Consider the following 22,992-nt stretch of genomic DNA (forward strand, 5'->3'; position numbering starts at 1 on the left):
CCCGCCCGTACCGAAAGGCACGTTCGGGCGGGGAATAGAAGTTTCCTAAACATTAGATATGTTTTTCACTTATGTTGCTAAAAGTTTAATAAGGGAGTTCTACTATAAGGGTCATTGTGCTAATTTAGAGTTAAGATTACAGGAACATAATGAAGGAAAAACGAAATCAAATAAATGTTATGCTCCTTTTAAAATAGTATATTTTGAGGAATTTAATACAAGATTAGAAGCTATAGATAGAGAAAAGTATTTTAAAACTTCGGCAGGTAGAAAATTTATAAAAGCAAAAATAACAATGGTCCCGTAGTTCAACGGATAGAATAGGCGTTTCCTAAACTCTAGATGTGGGTTCGATTCCCGCCGGGACCACAACAAAAAGGCCGCTAAATGAGCGGCCTTTTTTGTTCTATAATCTGTTTTATTAAAATATTCCCAGAAATTTCTTTTTCTTTCCCTTTTTCTTTCCCTTCGTTTGACCAGAATCAGAGCTGCCCCTGTATTTTTTAACGGCGTTTTTTAAAGCTGCATTTTTAATGCTGTCTGCTCTTTCCTGGCTTGCCGATCGGGTGTCGACAGGTCTGAACGGGCCAAATCTGTTAATCTGTCTTTTATTTATCTCATTCGGATCTTTTACATAATTTGAATCTGTAACCGGCGGATAATAGGAGCTTTCAGCAGAATTTTTTCCTAAAAATGAATAGCCCGCAAAACCCATAAGAAGGAAAAATGCAATAAGTGAGGCATATACCAATGATCTGGATATCTGAAGTTTTCCGGGCTGTGATTCAGCTTTTATTTTTTGTTCATTTCCAGAATAATTGAGGGCTGCGGCGGTTTCAAACTCAGCAATTTTTTGCTGCAAGCGCTCATTTTCACTTTGTAAAAGAATTATATTTTCCTCTGAAAGCTGTTCTGTATGATGGATGCTTTTACCGCAAATAGCCCTGTGCAATTCTATGCCATTGCTAAACCGATTTTCAGGTTTTTTTTCCAGGCATTTGTAGATAATGTCAATCAGCCATACCGGAACCTGCATTTCCCGGTGTCTCTTGTCCGGACTCCAGTTTTGCGGCAAATGTTTCTTCCTCAACTCCAGAATATCCGGAACAGGTATTTCCATATGTGAAAGCATGACTTTATTGCGGGAGCTGTGCCCGTTATCATCTAATGGGAAAGGAACTACCCCGGCAATCAGTTCGTATAAAATAACTCCGAAACTATACACATCCGACTCGAAAAGCATTTGCCCTTCGTTCTGTTCCGGAGCCATAAATTCTACGGCTCCTGCATTTCTCAGACTTGTTCTGCGCTGCTCGTCAGACATAATGGCCAGGCCAAAATCCAGCAGGACGTAATTGCCGAAATACGAATTCAGTTTAACGTTATTGCTTTTAATGTCTCCATGCTTAACATCCACTTTGTGGCAGTGAGATAAAGCGCCTGAGAGTTGTTCAGCAACCTTAATACTTTCCTTAATGGTAAAAACTGGATCATGCGGGGATTTTAAAAGATCTTCCAAATCCGGTCCTTCTATATATTCCATTTCTATGAATGGAAAAGAGCCGCTTTCTGTAATCCCGGAATTCAAAATCTTCACCACATTCGGGTTCGGATCCCTGTTTACCCGCTTGAGTTTTTCAACTTCATTATTGAAATCACGAAAATTTTTGTCTTCAAGGCTCTCTGTGAATATGGGCGTTGGCAAAAGCTTTACAGCAGAAATAAGTTCTCCCATTCGCTTACCTTTAAATACAGAACCCTGCCCGCCGCTGCGCAAAGCGCCCATGTTCTCTAAACCTTCTGTAATTGTAAATATCTTCGCCATCTTATCGCTTTACTCCTGCTCTTTTAAATAGCTAAATTCTATAACTGCCGATTCTCCCAATATTACCTGATCGCCCTCGCCTAACTGATAACCTATCTTAACTGAATTCAATTTGATTAAAGCATCGTTGGCTGCAGAACGGATTTTTATTTTATTCCTTGGCGGGATTCCACCTTCATCCCCATAGATCATAAAGCAGGCTATATCATTGTTCCAGATTATATGGGCATGAGACCGGCTGATATATTTATTTGCATCATGATTTGCTTCATCCGGAAAGGCAATTTTATTGACCCTGAAAAAGCCATCATTAGCCAGCACTTTTTTGCCTCTTCCGATGGTAATTTTTCCGCTTTCCGAATTAATAGGATACTCATTCTTTTCTGCTTCGCCATGTAAAATGCGGATATACGCTTCTGCTGTTCTATGTAAAACGTGCTTACTGGTTTTGATAAAAAGGGCAGAATTTAGTCCATCAATTTGTAACGCTTCTGCCGGAATATTTTCTGAGAAAGTAAATTCCATCATCCAGTTTTCCGGCAGGTCAATAGCATAATCATCAGCAATTTTCTGAACTTCAGTTTTAAAGCGGCCTGGATTTTCAACGTATAAAGCAGATTCGTATAAATGCCTTTCGTCATCGCTGCAGCTGATAAACAGATGCAAACCTCTGATATGGCTGCCTTCTCCACCTTCAACTTTCTGAAGTTGCTCTTTTATAAAACACAAAAATAATTCCCTGATATTTTTAACGTCAGGCGTACTATTATTGGCTTGGGTGTTGAATATATTGAACATGCTATTGATAAATTTTCTCCGGATTATTCTATTCAAGAAATAGTCCAAAATTTTAAAAACTGAACTGAGCTGAAAACTTAATTTAAGTTTTAGTTAAGAGCTTTACCCGCTGAACTCGCCAAAAGTGAATTTCGAGCAAAACTTTTAATGTATCCTTTTTTAATTAAAAGAGGAACCACATGCTTGCCGGCAAGCTGAACTGCGTCACTTGATCCTTTGGTTGATTCGATGCGTACACAAACAACCATATTCCCGGGCCCATTGGCTTTGGGCGCAAAAAATACATACCATCCATCATTTATCCCTTTGCCTTTCCAGATTCTTTCCGGTGTTCCGGTTTTACCAGCTACAGATATTCCTAAAGTATATGCTTTGGGAGCACTTTGTTCTTTCATGTAATTGGTAAGCAGGCGGGCATATTCTGAACTGTTTGCCAGCTTTGTTCCACTTTCTGTTGGTATTTCCCGATTTCCGGCTTTTAAAACGTAACGGTCAGGCAGCATAATTCCGTTATTGGAAATTCCCGCCGCCAGGCGTGCTACCGATGCAGGCGTAGCAATGAGCTCCCCTTGTCCCCATGACATTCCCGAAATTCCTTTGGCACGTGTTCGACGTATGTTGGCCGGATTGTAACGGGGTTTGCTGTTAAATTCGGTCTTTTCCCAAAGCTCACGCCACTTACTTTCCTGAATGCTATTACCAGGTTTTTTCCCGTAATAATATCCGCCAACTCCGTGCAAAAACATCCCGGTTTTCATATAAAGGTTGGTCATTTCATTTTGAAGATGTTCTTCATTCGCCAACTTTATAAAAAATACGTTGTTGGATTTCACAATGGCTCGCTGCATATTGATCAACCCGGTTTCATCCGGTTCAGGCCCTTTTGTGCGGATTCGTTCAAAAGCGCTTACGCTGTATTTTTTATCAGCGGCAGCCTCACCCATTTTATTAAAAGCTGCCAGCGCAGTTAATACTTTTGCTGTAGAACCGGGCTGCGAGGCGTATGTAAATCCTAAATCCTGGGTGCTGGTCCATTCCGACAGATTGTTTTGTTCAGCAGGAGACATGGTAAGTCTTTCCCAGTTCTTGGTTTCGGGAAGCGGATACATCGCTGAAGCGATTACATCACCGCTGGAACCCTCCATAATTACCACAGAAACCCGGTTGTCTTTTAATGAATCATCCAGTGAAATGGATTTTTGAATGCTGGTTTGTAAGCCTGCATCCATGGTTAACTGTACATCCCGGTTTTGATTTTTAAAGGATTCGACTTTTTCGCTGTTTATTCCGGCGATAAGTAAAGGTCCCAAGGCGCTATAATCTTTTTTGCTGACGGTCATTTCCTTAACTCCTCTGGCAAGAAAACGGTCTTCGCGGTAGCGGTTTGCGATTACATCAAATTTACTTGAAGTTGTTTCAAATCCCCTTAGTTCGGCAGAATGCTCATATTCTGCAAAATAACCGTTAACGCTGCCATTAAAAACTCCCGTATTCGCATCTCCTATCCAGAAAAACATTTGTTCTTCAAAAGGATAATACCGGTCGAGCCGTTTATGCTCAGCTGAGTCGATGTCGTAATTAGAAATACCCGCTTCGCGAAGGATATTCTTTTGTTTTCGGATCAGATCGGGTTTACTTGTTGCCAGAATTCTTCCCTGCCGGTCATATAAAGATCCGGCTTCGAGTTTGTTCATCAGAATAGAAATCCGGGGATTGTAGCTGAACATACGTGCTCCGCTTTTATCGGCAACCAGCGAAGGTTTTACCACCCATTTTGTATTATTCAGAAAATATCTGGATACACTTGCAGTCAATAACAGAATCCCGATAAAGGCGGCAGCAAGAGCGGGAACGAGGTTACGGTCATGCTGTGTGCTTACGTAAGTCATCTGTACCACGGTTCCTTTGGTTAAGGATGCCGATAGCAAAAATCCGGCAGCAAGCATGTTTACAACCAGAGAAGATCCGCCATAACTTTGAAAAGGCAATGATACGCCCGATAGCGGCAAGGCACCGGTTGAGCCTCCGGCAATCAGCAGGAATTGTACAAATGTGCATATTCCGATTCCGGCACATAAGTAAAAGAGAAAAGTCATGCCCGTTTGCCGGCCTATTATAATCGACCTGTGCAAATACAAAATGAATAATATAAAAACCGAAATAATTCCTGCCCAGCCAAATTCTTCGCCGATGGAAGGCAAAATCATATCGGTATGCGCCTCCGGAATTGTTTTGGCAAAACCCTGCCCGATTCCCTGCCCGGTCAGTCCGCCGGAAGACATGGCCCATATTCCATTGGCTACCTGGTCTCCGCCATATACTTCATTGTTCCAGGCATCCAGCCAGATTGCCTTCCGTTCAACAAGCCGTTGTACCGGTCCCGGGAAAATTTTATTAAGCTGTGGAATTTGATCAATAGTTAAAAATCCGGCCATTATGATCAATACCATAATAGCAGATTCACTTAGTTGTTTACGTTTAAACAGAGTAACTAAGATTAACACAAATACGGTAAGACCTGCGGATAACCACACGCTTTTCAGTATCCAGTTAGCCAGCACGTAGAAAACAACCGAGGCTATCATAAACATGAAATCGCCTCTAGAAAAAGAAAATAAAATAATGAAGGTAAAACAAACCACCATTGCGGGACCCAGATCTCCCAAAAGAAGAAATAGCAGCAAGCAGACAAATATGGCAATCAGTGCGAATGAGAAAAACGACCAGCGTTTTTTTAAGCTGGGATACTGACTTATAAATTTTTCATTGGCTGTAAAAAATCCCGCAAGGAACAGTATTACGAGGTATTTAACAATTTCGCTGGGCTGAATGCCAAATAAATTTACTTTTACCCCGCTGCCTTCGGGCCCGGTTCCCAGCACAATGGTTGAGGCCAGTAAAACAATAGCCAGTGCAATCCACGGCCATCCGTTGGCAGCTTTGCGTATGCTTTTAAAAATAAACATGCGATATAAAAGGGAGTCGGCATTGAATTTTCGCACATTAAATAACAAGAGTGCACAAATTCCGGCCATGCCGATTCCAAAAAATGTAAGCGTGTTTTTGGCCAGAAACCGATCCCGTAAAGGGTCCTGAAGACTCAGTAATGTAAGAAAGGATAAGCCGGTCATGATCATTAAAAATGGGAGGATCAATTGGTCGGCCTGCGGAAAAAATCTGGATATAATTACATGGAGCAGTAAAAATGAAACGATAAAACTAGCCGCAATAATCCAGTACCATCGGTTAAATTCATCAGGTGTACGTACAATTAAAGATTTTTCCTTTTTCAGGATAGTAAAATCACGAGGTGATAACAGGCGAATGGTATGAGGAGATTGTAAAAAACGGAAGGAAACATTTTCATCAAGTTTTTGAATCCCCTGGGAAGTTCCAAATTGGAAACCCGGCTGCAAAGGTAAAACCCGGTATGCTTTTTCATCGGGAAGGTTGCTGAAAGCGAACTCGCCATTGTCGTTTGTACGGGCATAAGCTGTTAAAGACTGTAGTTTTTTAAGTTTATTTTCATCCTGAATAAAAACTTTAGTAATTCCTGAAGTGCTTTCTATAGCTACTTTTTCTACCTCTTCCATATCGCTGGAAATACTATCCTGCGGGATTATCATTTGGAGCCGAACCACAACACCGCTAACCGGCTTTTCATCCTTATTGAGGATAGTACCGCTTAAAGTATATTGTCCGGCGGCAAGGTTTGTTGTTGAAGAAAAGGATTGCGGTTTGGTTCTTTCCTGATCGAACAGGAGAGAATCGTTGCCGGTAAAGCCCAGCAAAGAGCGGGATGCTTTTACGCGTTTCTTAAAAGATTCTCCGCCGCGTGTGTACGCTTCATCCGCAGAAATTGTGTATTTACGTTTATTGATTTCGCCTGTGTTATCAATCTGACTATTTTTATTTGGCAATCTTTCCTCAACAACCGACTCAATCAATTGAATATCCTTTTTGTCCTCAAAATAATAGCCTTTTTCCAGAAGCGTTTTAATGCGTTCGCCGGGATTTCCTTCATTCAGGTTCACCATGGTGCCGTCGGCCAATCTTCTGGAAACATCACTAAAGTCTTTTTGCAACGTATTATATAAGCTGAAGAATAGCAGAAGAAAAACAAAGCCGATAAGTATTAAAAAAATCCGTTCTCTTTTTCTGTTGGTAGCAGGTAGATTTTTAATCATATTTATTAATTGGAGTAGATGAGATCTGGTTGATTGAGGGTAATTCTATTCGGGCTGCTTGTTAACAGGAGCGTTTCGTTGCAGAGTGGGAAGTGTTTCTACCTCTGTTTTGCAATTATAAAATCTGGCGTTTTTCAATAGCAAAACATCCGGAGCTGCTGATATGGCGATATTGAAATTCCGGAATGTTAAACTGTCAAGCACAGTATTTCTAGCATCCGGCGAAATCAGTAAAGCGGGTCCGGAATAATTGCCGGCACTTTTAAGCTCCAGCTTGCCGCTGGCTTTCATGTAAAGGGAATCCCGCCTGATAAAGATCGTATCGCTAATAATAATAGTTTTTCCAAAAACGGAATCAGAAAGAATCAGTGAGTCTCCCTGAAAGGCATCGATAGTTTCCTGTAATTTTATTTCAGATGAATTTCTGGTATTTACAACAACCGCAGGGGCATAATTTTCTTGTTTTACCTGTTCTTTCGTATTGCTATTCCAAAGCATCCATAAAAATGAACTCAGAAATATGAGGCACAGAACAGAAAGTATAATAATGCTTTTTCGGCCTCTCTTTTTTGGCGGCCCGGATTGTTCTGATTCAGCACTATTCACGACGGTTTCTGTCAAAGCTGATTCCTTAACAGAAGGCATTTTTTCTTTCAGGTTTTGAACCGGCATTGTTGCCGATTGTTTAACCGGCTGATTGTTGTTAAATACCAGTACAACGGTAATATTATCCTTGCCGCCATTTTGGTTGGCAGCATCTATTAATAAATTGCATTTTTCCTGCAGCGAATTTTCCCGTACAAGAATAGATGTAATTTGCTTCTTATCCACCATATCGGTCAGCCCGTCGCTGCAAAGCATTAATATGTCACCGGGTAAAAACGGAGATTGGCCGGTTTCAATAAAATCATCCTTGCTTCCAGATTGCTCTTTCATGCCCAGGGCTTTATTTATTTCATTCCTTTTGGGATGACGCATGGCTGCTTCTTCTGTCAGGCGACCGCTTTCTTCCAAAAACCCTATAAAAGAATGGTCTGTAGATATTTTAACCAGTGACTTATCGCGAAGCAAATACAATCTGGTATCGCCAACATGGGCGTATGAAAATTGATTTTTTTCCAGATCGACTATCGCCAGCGTGAGCACACAGGCCATATTAGAATGCTGAGGATTACTTAATTTGGCTTCGTAAATTCTTTCGTTAGCTTTATTAAACGATTCTTTCATTAGGGAAGTCAAATCCTTAACAGGATTTTCGAAATGCTCGATAATGCTTTTCCGGGCAATTTCTGCTGCTATTTCACCGCCGGAGTAACCGCCTACGCCATCAATTACGCAGGCAATAATCAGCTCATTTGCGCTTATTTTTTCAGCAATAAAAGTATCTTCATTATTGCCGCGAACTTTCCCCGTATCTGTTTTTCCGAAGTAAATTTCAGTCATTACGTTTATATGAGTTTTTTATATCCATAAAATGAGCAATTAATAAAAATACGCAGAGGACCAATAAGGCCATGGATAGAATATGAGCCATCAGATCAGGATTTAAAAATATTAATGCCAATAATACCGTTCAGCATAATTCTGGAGTTAAGGGGTAATTCTACCCATTCCGGATGATTTATTTCGCTGATTTTAACTTCTTTTTCATTGAGAATTGTTTTTTCGCCGAACGAAGCAAGGTAAAATTTACCATCAGAAGTATTATGCCGTATTTGCAGATGCGGTGTATTAACCCAGTCTGATGGAACTATGAAAATATTTTTATCATCACGGGTTTCATCTTTTCCGGATACCAGAATTTCATTTTCTTTCATTAAATATTCGACCCGCTTTCCGGAAAATTCCTTTTCGTGAAGAATTGTCTCCAGGCGGGCCAGTGTTTTCACCGGAGCCGCAGGATTTTTTTCGTCGTATTGCAGTTCTTCCGCATACGGAACCTCGTAATAACCCTCGCTGTAAAATGTAAACCCTTTGAGAATTTCCTGGTTCACGTCATAAGTCTGAGCAATTCCCGTTTGCCGGGGAATAAAAGTTACCCGCAAATTTTCTTCTTTCTGATCGCTACCCGGTAAAAGCTTTCCCATAAAACCCATATCTCCTTTTTGATAATCGGGATGAGAAACAAACCTGAACACCCATTTAGAACTGGATGGCTCTACCGTTTTTCCTTTATTTCGGTAATCCTGCAAAAGCAAATAAAATTTCTTTACGGATTCATGTACAATCAAACCAAAAATGCCTTGTTTGTTATCCATAAATTCTTTGAAATCATCAGGACTAAAGCAGATGATAAATTCATGATAAAATACCTGCCTGTTTGCGAAAGATAATTCGGTTATAGATTCGTTAAATTTATTCAGAATATAGGTGTAAACATCATTTGGAGTAAGTGACTGAGGTTTTGAAGAGGTGTTAACCTCATCTCCGGTCAAAAACCATTCATGTATATTAAGGCGCTCCCAGAAGGTAGATTTTTCTTCCATAAATTATAAAGAATAAATTTATTTCGTGTAATTACAATTTTTATACCACTAAAACCTGTACTGAATACGTTTTAATAAGATTAAGTAATTGCTAATAATTATCAGATTAATATTTTCTGATATTCAGATAATTACAAACAAAAAAAGGCGGGATTGCTCCCGCCTTGTATTTTATTTGATGCTGATTATTTAACCGGAATAATATCAATAATTACGGTTCTGTTGTAAAAACGTTCTTCGGGAAGATTGTTTTCAAACGGTGAGTGGCTCACGTCTTCTCCAAAACCCATAGTTTCAAATTTTACATTATTTCTTCCGGAAGCGGACAATGCACGCTCAAGAATTTTCTGAGTTTGCAAGGCCCGGTTTGAAGATAATTTCTGGTTGTAACCTTCTTCTCCGATAACATCTGTGTGACCATGTACAATTACTGTTGAACCTTCAGATATTAATGGAGTAACTACATCCGTTAAGAATTTATCATATGAAGCGATTGAATTGGCCTTGTTGAAATCGAATAAAATACTGTAGCGGAAACCTTTTGGAGTAGTTTCATCCTGGCGTACCAAACGAAGAGTACTTTCTTTTTTAACAGGAGTTCCATTTTTAGTTTCGCCCAATAAAGTCACTTTGTAGTTTCCTTCTGCTGCATTACCTAAAATTGACATTCCCGGAACACTTTCCTGATCTCTTGTAAAAGGACCGAATTTTTGGATAGTACCTGCTTCATTAGTCATTTCTACAGACCATGTTTTCAATAAAACATTTGCTCCGTCTGCGTTGAAAACTACATGACTGTCAAGAGGATCTGCTTGAGTAGCAATAAATTGTACAGGTTTCATCATACCGCCGCCAACTTCCATTAATAATTCAGAAGAACTGCTTTCAATATCAACACGTCTGTCTCCAGCACGAAGTACTACCAGCTCTTTGGTTGCACCCGGCTGCTCAGAAGGAATAAGGGGCTTAGTCCGGCCTTTAGTAGAAATCCTAGAGGCCTCAATTCCGAATACAGAAACCAAATATTGTTTTATCGACTCAGCAAACGCTTTACCTTCCTGAGGTCCTTTGGCAGAAGCACCGCTTAACGCGATACTTGAACCCGAATTTGCTCTCATGCGATCTCCTAAAATATTCAGGATGTTATAATAAACGTTCAATTGTCTGGCAGAACGGCCAGTCATAGTTTCTGTTTGTTCTTTCTGTAATTGCTCTTCTTTAAAAGCCGTTGCCTGCGTGCTGGAAAGCAATATGTAACGGCCTGGTATCATCGCTGATCCTTCATCAAAAAATACAGAATTACGAAGTGGCAAAGTTTCACTTATCTGGCGTGTTAAAGGAAGGGTTTTAGGACCACGTACAGCAAAAGTAACTTCACGTACAGGTACTGCAACAACAGGAGATTCTGTAACCGGGGCTTTTTTAGATTTACCAAATTTTAAGGCAATTCCGGTTCTAACTGTGGTAATAGATAAACTTTCTATATCACGCGGATCTTGTCCGAAGTATGGATGGAAGGAAACAAATGGTGAAAGATTCACTTTGTTTGCACTGCCTGCAGGAGAAATTTGGAAATCATATCCCATACCTACCTGACCTGAAATCAGAGAATTGCGCATTGCGCTCATTTCTCCATCGGTATTAGGCTGCTTTTCTTGAGTGTATTCAAAATCATTCTGTAAATTGAATGCTACACGAGGACCGGCAAAAAAGTAGAAGTTAGAAGAAGGAAGTCCCAAACGCAGGCTTGGTTCAACGGTTAGGTAACTCGTATTGGTTTGCAAAGTTGCCGGGCAATCGCAAGCTGCAATCACATCATCAAACTTTGCACCGCGGCCATCATAGCCAACATTTAACATGGCTCCTAATATTCCTGCTGGACGATATTCCATTAGAAAAGATCCGAAAGGACGTACTCCAAATCCTTTATGAAAGGCAGCAGGAACAATTAATGAATTATTTAATCTTTGAGTTGTTCCATCATAGAAGTTAAAATTTGCGGCACCAGATACACCAAACCACCAGGTTGGCTGTGTAGTCTGTCCCTGCACTGAACCGAAGCCCAGTATGATCATCAAAGAACAGATGATAAATTTTTGTGTTATTTTATTTGTGGGTAACATGAGATATCTTTTTTAAAAAGTTTTTTCGTTTGTTTTAGTAAATCCCCCGAAGGGGATAAACTTATAATATAAGGTGATTATGGTTTGATAACCGTGGCTGTATTTAAGGTAACAGCAGTTTGTGCCAATAATCTACCAGTAACTTTTGAACCTGTATTCAGGGAAATAAGCGTTTTACTCAGGATATTTCCGAATAATACTGTGTTGGTTTGAAGAACTGCCTGACCTGCAACAACCCATGTAATGTTTTTGGCTTGTGCGCCGCCCAGCAACCTAACCTGTGCACTATTATTCAGAGTAAGGTCTTGTGCGATCTGGAAAACCCATGTATCATTTGGTCCTCCTGATAAAGTCACACTAGCATTAGGATCAATTAAAACTCCAGTACTCCATTTATAAAGACCTGGAGCCAACGTAAGACCGCTTATATTTCCGGCTCCTCTTTCAAGAATAGGTGCAGGAGTTACTAAATTATTTGCAGTGGTATATGCAGTTTCCATATTTGCAATTGCTACTGTCAAATTGCTTGGAGTAGGTGCAGCATAATCAGATGCATAAACTTTTCCGGTAACATGTGTAGCAATGGTTGTGTGTGAAGACTGACCGTTGGTATCCATTATTAATCCAAAACCGGTAATTGAGGTGGCAGCAGCCGGACTCACTCCAATATTACCCTCTACTGAAGTAATACCTGTACTTGATATGCCGGATTTAGTTAAGATTGAATAATCAGCAGCTAAGCCTAAATTGATAGGGCCGGGGCCGATAGCTAACACTGGAGTAAAATTAGCAGTGATTATTTTGTTCGAATTCATATTAACCGTTAGAGGATTTGCTGAACCCGAAGCATCTCCGCTCCATGATGAGAATACGAAACCTGCATTTGCAGTAGCTGTAAGCTGAACTGTGCTTCCATGATTGTAATTTGCCTGATTAGGGTTTTTTACAACGTTTCCATTGACAGCATTTACAGTTAGAGTGTAGGTGTTAATTGTAAAATTAGCAACCAATGTTCTGTTGGCATTTAATACGAACGTATAATTTGCGCTTGTAGACGCAACAACTCCGGTAGCTTTATCTGTCCAGTTAGTAAAAGTGTAACCCGGGTTTGGATTCGATGTTACAGTTACTGAAGATCCAGAATTATAAGAACCTTCTCCGTCAGTTGTACCACCTGCAGTAGGGCTCGATGATAATACTACCGCTAATTGGGAAGCAGGTACAACTCTGTAGTTGGCCACCAGTGTTCTGTTTCCGCTTATTAAAAACTGAAAGCTTGAACTGGTAGAAACAATAGCTCCGTTATCTGTCCAGTTTACAAACGTATAACCTGTATTTGGAGAAGCTGTGACAGTTACTAAAGAACCTGCACTAAATTGACCGCCTCCGGCAGTTATTCCGCCAGCAGCTGGATTTGAAGATAAATTCACTGCAAAATTTCCTACAGTTACTGCTGCAAAGTTTGCAACCAGTGCTCTGTTACCTGCCAATGTGAACTGGTAACTCGGACTTAATGAAGCAACTACACCATTATCTGTCCAGCTTGTAAAGGTAAAGCCTGTATTTGGTACAGCAGATACAGTAACAACTGACCCATTTGCAAAAGTACCAGCTCCAAGAAGGGTACCGCCGACTGCCGGATTAGCTGATAATGAAACCTGAGGAATTGTGGTGAATGACCATACATAATCCTCAACCATTGCTGTACGCAATGTATCAGTTGCACCTGTTGAGATTGTTCCCGTGTAAGTGGTAAATGGCAACAAAGCAACGTCCGGCTTAAATGTGAATACAGTTCCGTTTGCAGTAGGAGCAACCGTGCCTTTTATAAGCGTGGTTCCTTGTTTAATTGTAAACGTTGTATTGTTAATTGTAGAAGCCTCCATATCGGTATTGAAGGTTGCAGATATTACTTTACCCAGAACAACATCAATAGCTTTATCTGTAGGGTCGGTTGAAACAACAACCGGGCAAAGGCCTACAATTTCGCCTTCAAAATTATCTTTTTTACATCCTGCTAAAAAGACAATCAGTAATAAGGAGAAGGACCATATGGTATTATAAATTTTAGAATAGCTCCGGCTATGGTGCACCTGCGTACTATCCGTTTTAAAAGTAATTGTTTTGCTCATGATTAATCGTTTTATTGATACTTGTTTTAATATTCTGTTATGAATTGATCAGAATTTAGGACGCTATAAACCTACCTTCTATTGCATTAGAAAACGTTATACAACTCTGTAAATAAGTTGTAAGATTCACACTTTTTAAGTGTGGATTTTAGTTCAAATGCTTGAAGGCGGAGGGAGTAATTCCCGTAATTTTTTTAAATTGATTTGATAAATGGGCCACGCTGCTATAATTTAACTTCCACGAAATTTCTGTTAAATTCAATTCATCATTGCCAATTAATTCTTTTACTCTCTTTATTTTATGAAGGATCATATAATGTTCAATGGTAATTCCTTCTGTTTCTGAAAAGATATTTGCCAGGTAGGTATAATTGAGATTTAATTCAGAACTTAAATAATTAGAGAAATTAATTTTCAGATCGCAATCTGAATAGTGAACCATTTCGATAACAACATTTTTAATTTTTTGAATGAGAATGCTTCTTTTGTTATCTATCAGCTCTAAACCGCATTTTTGCATAGCGACTTTAATCATTTGAAGTTGTTTGTCTGATATAAAGTCAAGAATTTCTACTGCTCCAAGTTCCACAGACGTGCAATAAAGACCAATTTTTTCAAATTCGATTCTTACAATCATTTTGCATCGCTCGCAAACCATGTTTTTTATGAATAGTTTCATTATGACCTGTTATACAAAGGAGAGTCCCTTAATTAAATAATGAGTTTTGAGGATTTTGATGAGTTGCAATTAGAAACGAGTCTACAGGAAGATTTCTGCTATTAGCCGCTTCTGGCGGCATTTTCTGCTTAAAATCTTATTTGAAATTTATATGCGATAAATAAAGAGATGTATTTTATGAGGATTTTTTAAACTTAAATATGATAGTAATTAATTCACAGAATTAAAATATTTCTTATGAAGTTATTAATAGCCATTTTTTGAGATAAAATTTTTAATTTTTATAATATTAGATTAAAGTATAGTTATGATTATTGATTCATGTATACGTGAGTTTCCTCTGATTAGTTTAAAGGAGTTTATGTATCTTTTTAACTAAATTTTTACAAAACTCCTTAAAATTTTTAAAACAATTTCAAATTCTCAAAATATCCTCTTGGTTTCCATTGCCTGAAAATTGCCTCTGGACTCAATTTTTTGATCTGGCATAAAAAGTGATATTAATTTTATTCCTGACTAAAGATGCCTTTAAGAGGTTTAATCATCATTCAGGGACTAATTAAATTTTTAATATTTCTTAAATCATACCGATTTTAAGAAATGAATTAAGCTCGTAGCAATGGCTGAAACTCAAAAGAATAAAAGTAACAGATCTGGCTTGCCTTATTTACATAAATCTAATTCTGGAATTTCTGGTCTGGATGAAATCACAGGAGGCGGCTTACCAACAGGCAGACCAACTTTACTTTGCGGTGAAGCGGGCAGCGGTAAAACGCTGATGTCAGTGGAGTTTATAGTTAGAGGGGCTTTAGAATATAACGAGCCCGGAGTATTTATGGCTTTCGAAGAAAAAGCTGAAGAACTAGCCATGAATGTAGCTTCCTTAGGTTTTGATTTGCAGAAACTTCAGCAAGACAAAAAAATCAGGGTTGACCATGTTCATATAGAAAGAAGCGAAATTGAGGAGACCGGAGAATATGATCTGGACGGATTATTTATAAGACTAGGACATGCAATTGATAGTATTGGAGCTAAAAGAGTGGTTTTAGATACTATTGAGAATTTATTTTCAGGATTATCCAATCAAAATATATTAAGAGCTGAGCTTCGCAGATTATTTCACTGGCTGAAATCAAAAGGAGTAACGGCAATTATTACAGCAGAACGCGGTGAAGGAAAATTAACACGCCAGGGATTGGAAGAGTATGTATCTGATTGTGTGATTTTGCTGGATCATCGGATTGTGAACCAGATTTCTACCCGGCGGTTAAGGATTGTTAAATACCGAGGTTCTGTTCACGGAACCAATGAGTATCCTTTCCTAATAGACGAAGAAGGAATCTCTGTGTTGCCGGTTACTTCCTTGCTGCTAGAAAAGGAAGTTTCTATGGAGCGGGTATCTTCAGGTATAAAATCTTTGGATAAAATGCTGGGAGGAGAAGGTTTTTACAAAGGCAGCAGTATCCTCGTTTCGGGTACAGCCGGAACCGGAAAAACCAGTATAGCTTCTTATTTTGCTAATGAAGCGTGCAAAAGAAAGGAGCGCTGTATCTATTTTGCTTTTGAAGAATCGCCAAATCAGATTATCCGGAACATGAAATCTATTAACATCGATCTGAAAAAACATGTTGACGACGGATTTTTGCTTTTTAATGCCTCCCGCCCAACCTTATATGGATTGGAAATGCATCTGGTTTCTATTTACAAAATGATTAGAAAATTTAAACCAAGCGTCGTAATTCTTGATCCCATCACTAACTTAATTACTGTAGGATCTGTTAGTGAAGTGAAAGCAATGCTCATCAGATTAATAGATTTTTTACAGGATGAGCAGATAACAGTGATGTTTACCGCCTTAACTTTAAATACGGTTGTTAATGAACAAACTGACGAAGGTGTTTCCTCATTAGTGGACAGCTGGCTGTATGTACGTGATATTGAATTAGACGGAGAACGAAACAGGGGAATGTATATCATGAAATCCAGAGGTATGAACCATTCCAATCAAATCCGCGAATTTATTATTACGGATGAAGGTATTGATCTTATGGATTTGTATTTAGGACCTGACGGCGTTTTAACAGGCTCAGCCAGAGAATCTCAGCAATTAAGGGAAAAAACCGGTGAAGCTTTAAAGAATCAGGCCGCTAATAGAATGGATAGAGAAATTAGCAGAAAAAGAAAAGTTCTGGAGGCGAAAATATCCAGTCTAACTACCGAATTTGAGTCAATTGAAGAAGAACTAAATAAGGTTTATCTGGAAGAAACTTTAAAAAAGCAAATTTCAGATAATAATAAGGAACAAATATTGAACTTGCGTACGGGTCAATCTAAAAAGAAAAATGATGATGATGCCAATTAATCCCGAGGTAAATACGATGGAAGATATGTGGGAATTAAAGCTCTATGTAGCCGGTAATACCCCTAAATCTGCCACCGCATTAGAGAATCTTAAAAAATACTGCGAAGAACATTTATTTGGTAAATACCGTATCGAAATAATTGATCTTCTCGTAAATCCGCAACTTGCAGAGGGCGATCAGATTTTTGCAATCCCTACTTTGGTGAAAAAAGTTCCGGAGCCTATCAGGAGAATTATTGGTGATTTATCTGATAAAGAAAAAGTTTTAGTAGGATTGAACATCATTCCTGTAAAATGATTGTATGATATATAATGACGAGGAATTGGAGTCGGCAGATTCTCAGAAAAATGAAAATACGGCGACCTATATTTTACGCTTATTTATAACAGGAGCCTCGCCAAATTCGGTTCGGGCGATGTCAAATATTAAAAATATTTGTGATACCTATTTAAAAGATAAGTATCAGTTGGAAGTGATTGATGTATATCAGCAACCAAAAATGGCGGAAACGGAGCAAATTATTGCTCTTCCTATGCTGGTAATAAAATCAGCAATTCCGGAGCGCAGATTAATAGGAGATATGTCTGATAAAGGAAAAGTACTTAGAGGTCTGGGTTTAAAATTTAACGATTGGGAAATTGAATAAGGAAAAATCATACGATCAGTTACTTGATGAAAATAGAGATCTTAAGCTACAATTGGAGGAAGCTACTGATACAATATTTGCCATCAGATCCGGGCAAATTGACGCATTAGTTGTCAAAAGTCTGGATGGCCACCAATTATACACCTTAAAAAGCTCTGACCACACCTATCGCATTTTTATAGAAAAAATGAATGAAGGTGCTGTCACTTTAAATAAGGATCGTACTATATTATACAGCAATTCTAAATTCGCCAGACTGGTAAATATTCCTTTAGATAAAGTTATAGGCTCTAAATTTGATTCGTATGTATTCCATCAGTCTCATCAAAATTATCATAACCTGATAGAAGAAGGATGGATTGTTGATAGTAAAGCAGAAATTCTGTTGAATAACGATAATACTGCAACTTCATGCCTTATTTCCTGTAATGCAATGGATTTGGAAGATGGCAAGGCTTTAAGTTTAATTATCACCGATCTCACCTCTCAAAAGGCTACACAAAATCAGTTAATAGAGCAAAATAAACTTCTGGAGGATTCGCAGAATCTCTCCAAAAAACTTAACGACGAGTTAGAGCAAATTGTTAGAGAAAGAACTTCTGATCTGATGATCAGCAGAGAGCATTTTAAATTTTTAGCTAATAATATCCCGGTATTTGTATGGACTGCCAATGCCAAAGGTGAACTGGATTATTATAACAGTCGTTGGTACGAATATACTGGTTTAACTTTTGAAGAAACTCTGGGCTGGGGCTGGCAGCCGGTTATTCACCCCGATGACTTGGAAAGTACATTACAAACCTGGAAATATTCTCTGGAAACCGGTCACCCATATGAAATGGAGTACAGGCTGAAGCGGAGTGATGGCGTATACCGGTGGTATTTAGGATATGCGATTGCCTATAAAAATGATAATGATGAAATTGTAACATGGTTTGGAACCAATACTGACATCGAAGATCAAAAGAAAGCTTTGGAGATTAAAGATGAGTTTATTGGAATTGCAAGTCATGAACTTAAAACGCCATTAACAAGTCTAAAAGGTTATCTGCAAATAATTTCATCTTATAAAAAAGAAGAAGTTCCTGCTATTGTAAAAGATCTGATTGGTAAAGCAAATGTCGCACTAAACAAACTTCAGGGTTTGGTTAGTGATTTACTTGACGTAAGTAAAATTAATGCCGGCAGATTAGATTATAACAGAGAGATCTTCAATATTTCTGAACTGGTGGAATATTGTATAGAAAATTCCAATCATATTTATCCCGATTTTCAGATTGAAAAAAGCATTGAAAATAATTTATTTGTTCATGGAAATGCTGAAAGACTGGAGCAGGTTTTAATGAATTTAATTAGTAATGCAGTAAAGTATTCAAGCGGCAACAAAGATATGATTGTTAGCGTTTGGAAAAATTTTAATGAAGTTCTTGTTTCTGTCACCGATTTCGGAATTGGATTGCTGCCTGAGCAAAAGGAAAAAATATTCGAACGTTTTTATCGGGTTGAAGACAAAAAATTTCTGGCCAGTGGCTTAGGCATGGGTTTATTTATAAGTGCAGAAATAATCAAGGATCATGACGGAGAATTAGGTGTAGATAGCAATCCAGGAGCCGGCTCAACATTTTATTTTAAGCTTCCGCTGATACAGCAATAAAAATAATGTTAACCAAAAAAGGAGCAATATTAAATTGCTCCTTTTTTGTGATTTCAAACAGCTGTGATTACTTCAATATTAAAATTTTATTTTTTTCAGGATAATGAAAATCATTAAATAAAAATTCTAATTTCAGCGCCGAGGATTTTTCAAAAAGAAAAATATAATCTAAACGCTATTATGAGTAATACCACATTTGCAATTATTGTTTTGACTTTGCTGATCGCAGTTGTATATCATTTTTTACTCTCATCTAAAAGCAAATAAATTTTAAAAACTAGTGTTGCCGCCCCTCATTTGCATACGGTTTTCCCTGCCCGGCATCTGCATCTGACTTTGCTGACCATTGAATTTTTGAAGGCGCATAGTAAAGCTCAGCATAAAATATCTGGATAGCCTGTTGTTGCGACTATCAGTTATCGAGGTAGCTGTAACATTTCTGGAAACGCTTGTATTCTCGTTAAACAAATCATAAGACTGTAAACGCAGTGTTCCATTCTTGTTTTTGAAAAACTGCTTTTCCAGGTACGTATTCATAATAAACGGATCGGCTGCCAGTAAGCTGCTATATCCGCTGTTAAAAGTTTTATTCAGATCTATACCAATCAGCCAGGTTTTAAGAAAATAAGTTTTACTGTTGAAGTTAATGCCGTAAGTAGAAACTTCTGTATTTGAATTGGTTACCAGATCATTCGAATTCTTATTGAAACTGTAACTAAACCCAGGATTTATTTCCAGCCATTTGCTTGGATTTAGCTGGACATTTAAACCCTGAGATAAAATCCAGTTTCGTCCTGTATTTTTTTCATCATCACTAAAAGAAACGTTATTATTAAAATTTGCCGAACCATTTAAAGAGAAAACGTACTTACGTTCTGCAAATGGTTTGGAAAAGTTATAAAATCCGTTTACTGCGTAATATCCGTCGGTGTTTAAATACCGGGTTTCTTGAATTAATCCTATCGCCGGATCATTTCTTCTGGAAATATTGGTTACAATCTTGTTTTGTGCAAATGTTGCAGTTAAACTGGTGAATAAAACATTTCCGGATGCGAAATCGAAATTATTGTAACGCATATTCAGGCTATGATTGAATTCGGCATTCAGATCGGGATTACCAAAAATGGGATACTGGGGATTTGCAATATTGGCAATAGGCTGCAACTGACTGTAAGATGGCTCGCTGCTTCTGCCAAAATAACGCACATTGAATGAGCGGGTTTTCGAAAAATTATATGCAAAACGGGCTACGGGAATAAAATTCAGGCCTGTGTTCCGGTAAGTTGTAAATACATTTGAAATAACGGCATTTCCCTCTAAAACTGTTGGCTGAATGCTGGCTCCCAATGAGTAATTATATCTTTTTTGGTTTACACGATAATTCATCCCGATGTTGCTTGTGGTAAATGAATAATCATAATCATTACTTTGATCTGTATTCAATGCCGAATTTCCTGTTTCATCTATATCATAAGTTTGGCGTTCATTATTATTATGCGAATAATTATAGCTGTAATTGAATTCCAGATTAGCCGTTCGGCTTAAAGGTTCGTTATATGATAAGGTTGCTCCGCTGCTTAAATTCCGGTTCAGAATATCCAGTTGCTGGCGGCGATAAACATCCGTATTGCCGGCGGCAGCATCGTAATTGATGTACTCATTAATCTGATCCTCTTCAGAATCATTCTCAGAGCTATTAAGAGATAAATTAAGAGAGATATTTCTTCCACGCTTTGGAAAGCGATGGTTCAGTAACAAATTGGCTCCTAATGAAGGAGTTTCAGAGCCCGTATTGCTAAATGTAGAGCCCTGAGAAATCAGAGCAGTATTATTACTTTGCAGGTAATTAGAAATACCCTCATTATCGCTTAATGAATAATTAAAAGTTGGCGAAAATTTAATAAAATTTAAGCTGTCAATTTTATATTCCAGATTCCAGTTTAAGCGGTGATTGTTGCTGATGGTATTATTATTATTATTCTGATCATTACTAATCAGTGAATTCTGGAAATTGTTCTGGCGGATTTCGTTGCTCAATACATCATTGTTGCGGTTAGAAAAACTATAACTTCCATAAGAGGACACTTTTTTGCTCCACTCATCCCGATAATTTAAGCCCAGAGAACCTACTGAAGTAATTCCGTCTCCTCCACCCTGTGCCGGCCCGCGGCCACCGCCACCTCCCATTATCTGAATTCTACCGCCACCGCCGGCACCACCGCTAAAATTAAATAAGGAGGCATTGGTATTATTCAGGTTGGCCAATACAGAAAGCTGTTGAGTTTCCCTAAATGAATTGGCTGTAACTGATGCCTGGTATCGTTCTTTATTTCCTCCGCCTAGAGTAGCCCGTGCAAAATAACCGTTATTTTTATTTGGCTGTGTTTGAATGTTTAGTATCCGTTCAGGATCGCCGTCTTTTATACCGGTCAGATTAGCCTGATCTCCATAATCCTCAACAATCTGAATTTTATCAATGATGTTTGCCGGTATCTGCTGGGTTGCAGTTTTTAAATCTCCGCCAAAAAAATCTTTTCCATTAACCCGAACCCGGGTAACTGCTTTTCCCTGCGCTTTAACGTTTCCGTCTTTATCAACCTCTATTCCCGGAAGTTTTTTCAGAAGATCTTCTGCAAGGGCATTTTCCCGAAGCTGATAGTCGGATGCTCGGTATTCGACTGTGTCTTCTTTTATAACAACTGCAGGCGTACCAGAAATAACCACTTCATTGAGCAACTTGCTCTCGAATTTTAAAATAATCGGGTCTAGCTGAAGTTCTGAAATACCCTCTTTGTACAGATATTTCCGGATTACAGGTTCATATCCAAGTCTGGTTACAGTAATAATAAAAACAGAGGTCTTTACATCCCTGAAAACAAAAGCGCCCTTATCGTTGGTACTGCTGGTTAATGTGTCTCTGGCTGATATTAGTTTAACACTTGCTGCGATGATTTTGATCCCTGTAGAATCACTAATAATTCCGCTAACCTGTCTGCCGCTTTGCGCATTAGCCGAAAAATGAAAGAAGGCAATAAAAAGAAAAAGTAAAGTTTTATTCATGTATATGTATTTAGATCTATTTTTTTGCCAGTACACTTTTTATCCAAAACTCAGTTGAGGCAGACACTTTATAACTGCTTGGTCCTTCCATTCTTCCGCTTCTAATCCTGTCCCTATTGGTCATTAACCCCCGGTTTTGGCTATTAAAATTCCTGCCGGGAGACATAACCATTCTTTGAGGACCATTAACTTTAATGTTGTAATAAATAGGATCTTTAAAATTTTGGTCAATTCCCAGAGAACTCAGAGGAATCGCTAATTCTATTTGCAGTTCATTCTGCTCATTAAATGTTGCGGCCGCTTTAATTCCATAAGTATTGTAAAGCGAGATGGAGCCGTCCATAATGTCCTTAAAGCCATTAATTTTTATAGATGTTACACGGGCCAGCATTTCTTCTCGCATTCTTTTCATCTCAATACCTGAAGATGTTGTGTCTGAAATTTTAGATGGATTTGGACGCACGGTCCTTGGTTGTGCAATTGGAAATGTAATGCCGGTTTCGGCTTTCTTTTTCCCCTCCGTATTTACCGAAAAGCTGATTCCGTATTTAAAAATTTTTGCAAGTTCCTGAGGAGCTGCATTTTTTAAAGCAACAAATATTAACTTTTCATTACTTGAGATGGTATAGAATAACTTGGTTGTTTCATTGAAATTTAGCTTCTCCGGCCAGTCATTCAGCTTGCCATCTACCTCCAGATTGTTAGAAGCCCATTTGCTAATAAATACTTCATCAGATTTTTTTTGAGAATAGGCATTAAAGGAAATAGTTAAAGCTGCAAATAATAGTAACTGAGCAGTTAGTTTGGGGCGGAAATAAATCATATTTTTCTTTGACTCACGAAACGGTAAAGAGTTTAATGCTTTGATCAATTGATAAAAATCAGAAATCAGTAATTGAATTGTTCTAGCTTAAGCCCGACCGGTGATGATGCAAGATAGACAAGCTTCCAGATCTGCTTTGTTAAATAGTGTTAAGAAGCCATTTACCCTGAAATTGTTACAGGGCAGGCTGATAGAAATCAGAATATTTGATTTCTG

15 protein-coding genes and 1 tRNA gene are annotated in these 22,992 nt (G+C 38.4%); 6 read left to right on the forward strand and 10 right to left on the reverse strand.

The features are described 5' to 3' along the window. Positions 1–58: 58 nt before the first annotated feature. Positions 59–307 carry a GIY-YIG nuclease family protein gene (locus G521_RS17670; protein WP_026897499.1) on the forward strand — a complete coding sequence of 83 codons (249 nt, stop codon included), beginning with the start codon at positions 59–61 and terminating at the stop codon, positions 305–307. Then, a tRNA-Arg gene (locus G521_RS0104670) sits at positions 298–369 on the forward strand. Before G521_RS17670 ends, G521_RS0104670 begins: the two co-directional genes overlap by 10 nt. A gap of 52 nt (positions 370–421) precedes the next feature. Here the strand turns inward: G521_RS0104670 and G521_RS16485 are convergent. The 8 genes from G521_RS16485 to G521_RS0104710 all read right to left on the reverse strand — a co-directional run bounded on the left by G521_RS16485 (position 422) and on the right by G521_RS0104710 (position 14,230). Next, positions 422–1,825 (reverse strand): serine/threonine-protein kinase, encoded by a 1,404-nt coding sequence (locus G521_RS16485; RefSeq protein ID WP_051189456.1) that lies wholly within the window; start codon positions 1,823–1,825, stop codon positions 422–424. 9 nt (positions 1,826–1,834) lie between these two features. Next, positions 1,835–2,623, reverse strand: coding sequence for an FHA domain-containing protein (locus G521_RS0104680; RefSeq protein ID WP_026897500.1), 789 nt, complete (start codon positions 2,621–2,623; stop codon positions 1,835–1,837). Between the two features lie 89 nt (positions 2,624–2,712). Then, a complete protein-coding gene (locus tag G521_RS0104685; protein WP_026897501.1) occupies positions 2,713–6,810 on the reverse strand; it encodes an FtsW/RodA/SpoVE family cell cycle protein in 4,098 nt (1,365 codons plus the stop codon). Positions 6,811–6,855: 45 nt separating this feature from the next. Next, a complete protein-coding gene (locus G521_RS17675; protein ID WP_051189459.1) occupies positions 6,856–8,253 on the reverse strand; it encodes a protein phosphatase 2C domain-containing protein in 1,398 nt (465 codons plus the stop codon). Between the two features lie 95 nt (positions 8,254–8,348). Further along, a complete protein-coding gene (locus G521_RS0104695; RefSeq protein WP_026897502.1) occupies positions 8,349–9,296 on the reverse strand; it encodes a hypothetical protein in 948 nt (315 codons plus the stop codon). A 185-nt stretch (positions 9,297–9,481) separates the two neighbouring features. Then, on the reverse strand, positions 9,482–11,419 hold the full coding sequence (locus G521_RS0104700; protein ID WP_026897503.1) for an OmpA family protein: 1,938 nt from the start codon (positions 11,417–11,419) through the stop codon (positions 9,482–9,484). A 77-nt stretch (positions 11,420–11,496) separates the two neighbouring features. Further along, positions 11,497–13,551 carry an ice-binding family protein gene (locus tag G521_RS17680; protein ID WP_051189462.1) on the reverse strand — a complete coding sequence of 685 codons (2,055 nt, stop codon included), beginning with the start codon at positions 13,549–13,551 and terminating at the stop codon, positions 11,497–11,499. Positions 13,552–13,699: 148 nt separating this feature from the next. Next, entirely contained in the window at positions 13,700–14,230 is a 531-nt protein-coding gene (locus tag G521_RS0104710) for a helix-turn-helix domain-containing protein (RefSeq protein WP_026897504.1), read from the reverse strand. A 619-nt stretch (positions 14,231–14,849) separates the two neighbouring features. On the opposite strand from G521_RS0104710, the gene kaiC reads away from it, so the two are divergent. From kaiC to G521_RS16500, 4 genes are read left to right on the forward strand one after another with little or no spacing between them, the layout of a single operon-like run. Next, positions 14,850–16,592 carry a circadian clock protein KaiC gene (gene kaiC, locus G521_RS0104715; protein WP_026897505.1) on the forward strand — a complete coding sequence of 581 codons (1,743 nt, stop codon included), beginning with the start codon at positions 14,850–14,852 and terminating at the stop codon, positions 16,590–16,592. Then, positions 16,576–16,890 carry a circadian clock KaiB family protein gene (locus G521_RS0104720; protein ID WP_051189464.1) on the forward strand — a complete coding sequence of 105 codons (315 nt, stop codon included), beginning with the start codon at positions 16,576–16,578 and terminating at the stop codon, positions 16,888–16,890. Before kaiC ends, G521_RS0104720 begins: the two co-directional genes overlap by 17 nt. Before the next feature lie 4 nt (positions 16,891–16,894). Further along, positions 16,895–17,239, forward strand: coding sequence for a circadian clock KaiB family protein (locus G521_RS0104725; protein WP_036678169.1), 345 nt, complete (start codon positions 16,895–16,897; stop codon positions 17,237–17,239). Next, positions 17,232–18,893, forward strand: a complete 1,662-nt coding sequence (locus tag G521_RS16500) for a PAS domain-containing sensor histidine kinase (RefSeq protein WP_026897508.1) — start codon at positions 17,232–17,234, stop codon at positions 18,891–18,893. The genes G521_RS0104725 and G521_RS16500 overlap by 8 nt, the downstream gene beginning before the upstream one ends. Before the next feature lie 270 nt (positions 18,894–19,163). Here G521_RS16500 and G521_RS0104740 read toward each other — a convergent pair whose 3' ends face one another. Together G521_RS0104740 and G521_RS0104745 are read right to left on the reverse strand one after the other, a co-directional pair. Continuing rightward, a complete protein-coding gene (locus G521_RS0104740; protein WP_026897509.1) occupies positions 19,164–21,953 on the reverse strand; it encodes a TonB-dependent receptor in 2,790 nt (929 codons plus the stop codon). 16 nt (positions 21,954–21,969) lie between these two features. After that, positions 21,970–22,776, reverse strand: coding sequence for a hypothetical protein (locus G521_RS0104745; protein ID WP_026897510.1), 807 nt, complete (start codon positions 22,774–22,776; stop codon positions 21,970–21,972). Positions 22,777–22,992: the final 216 nt, after the last annotated feature.

The organism is Daejeonella oryzae DSM 19973 (assembly GCF_000422945.1).
GTDB lineage: Bacteria > Bacteroidota > Bacteroidia > Sphingobacteriales > Sphingobacteriaceae > Daejeonella > Daejeonella oryzae.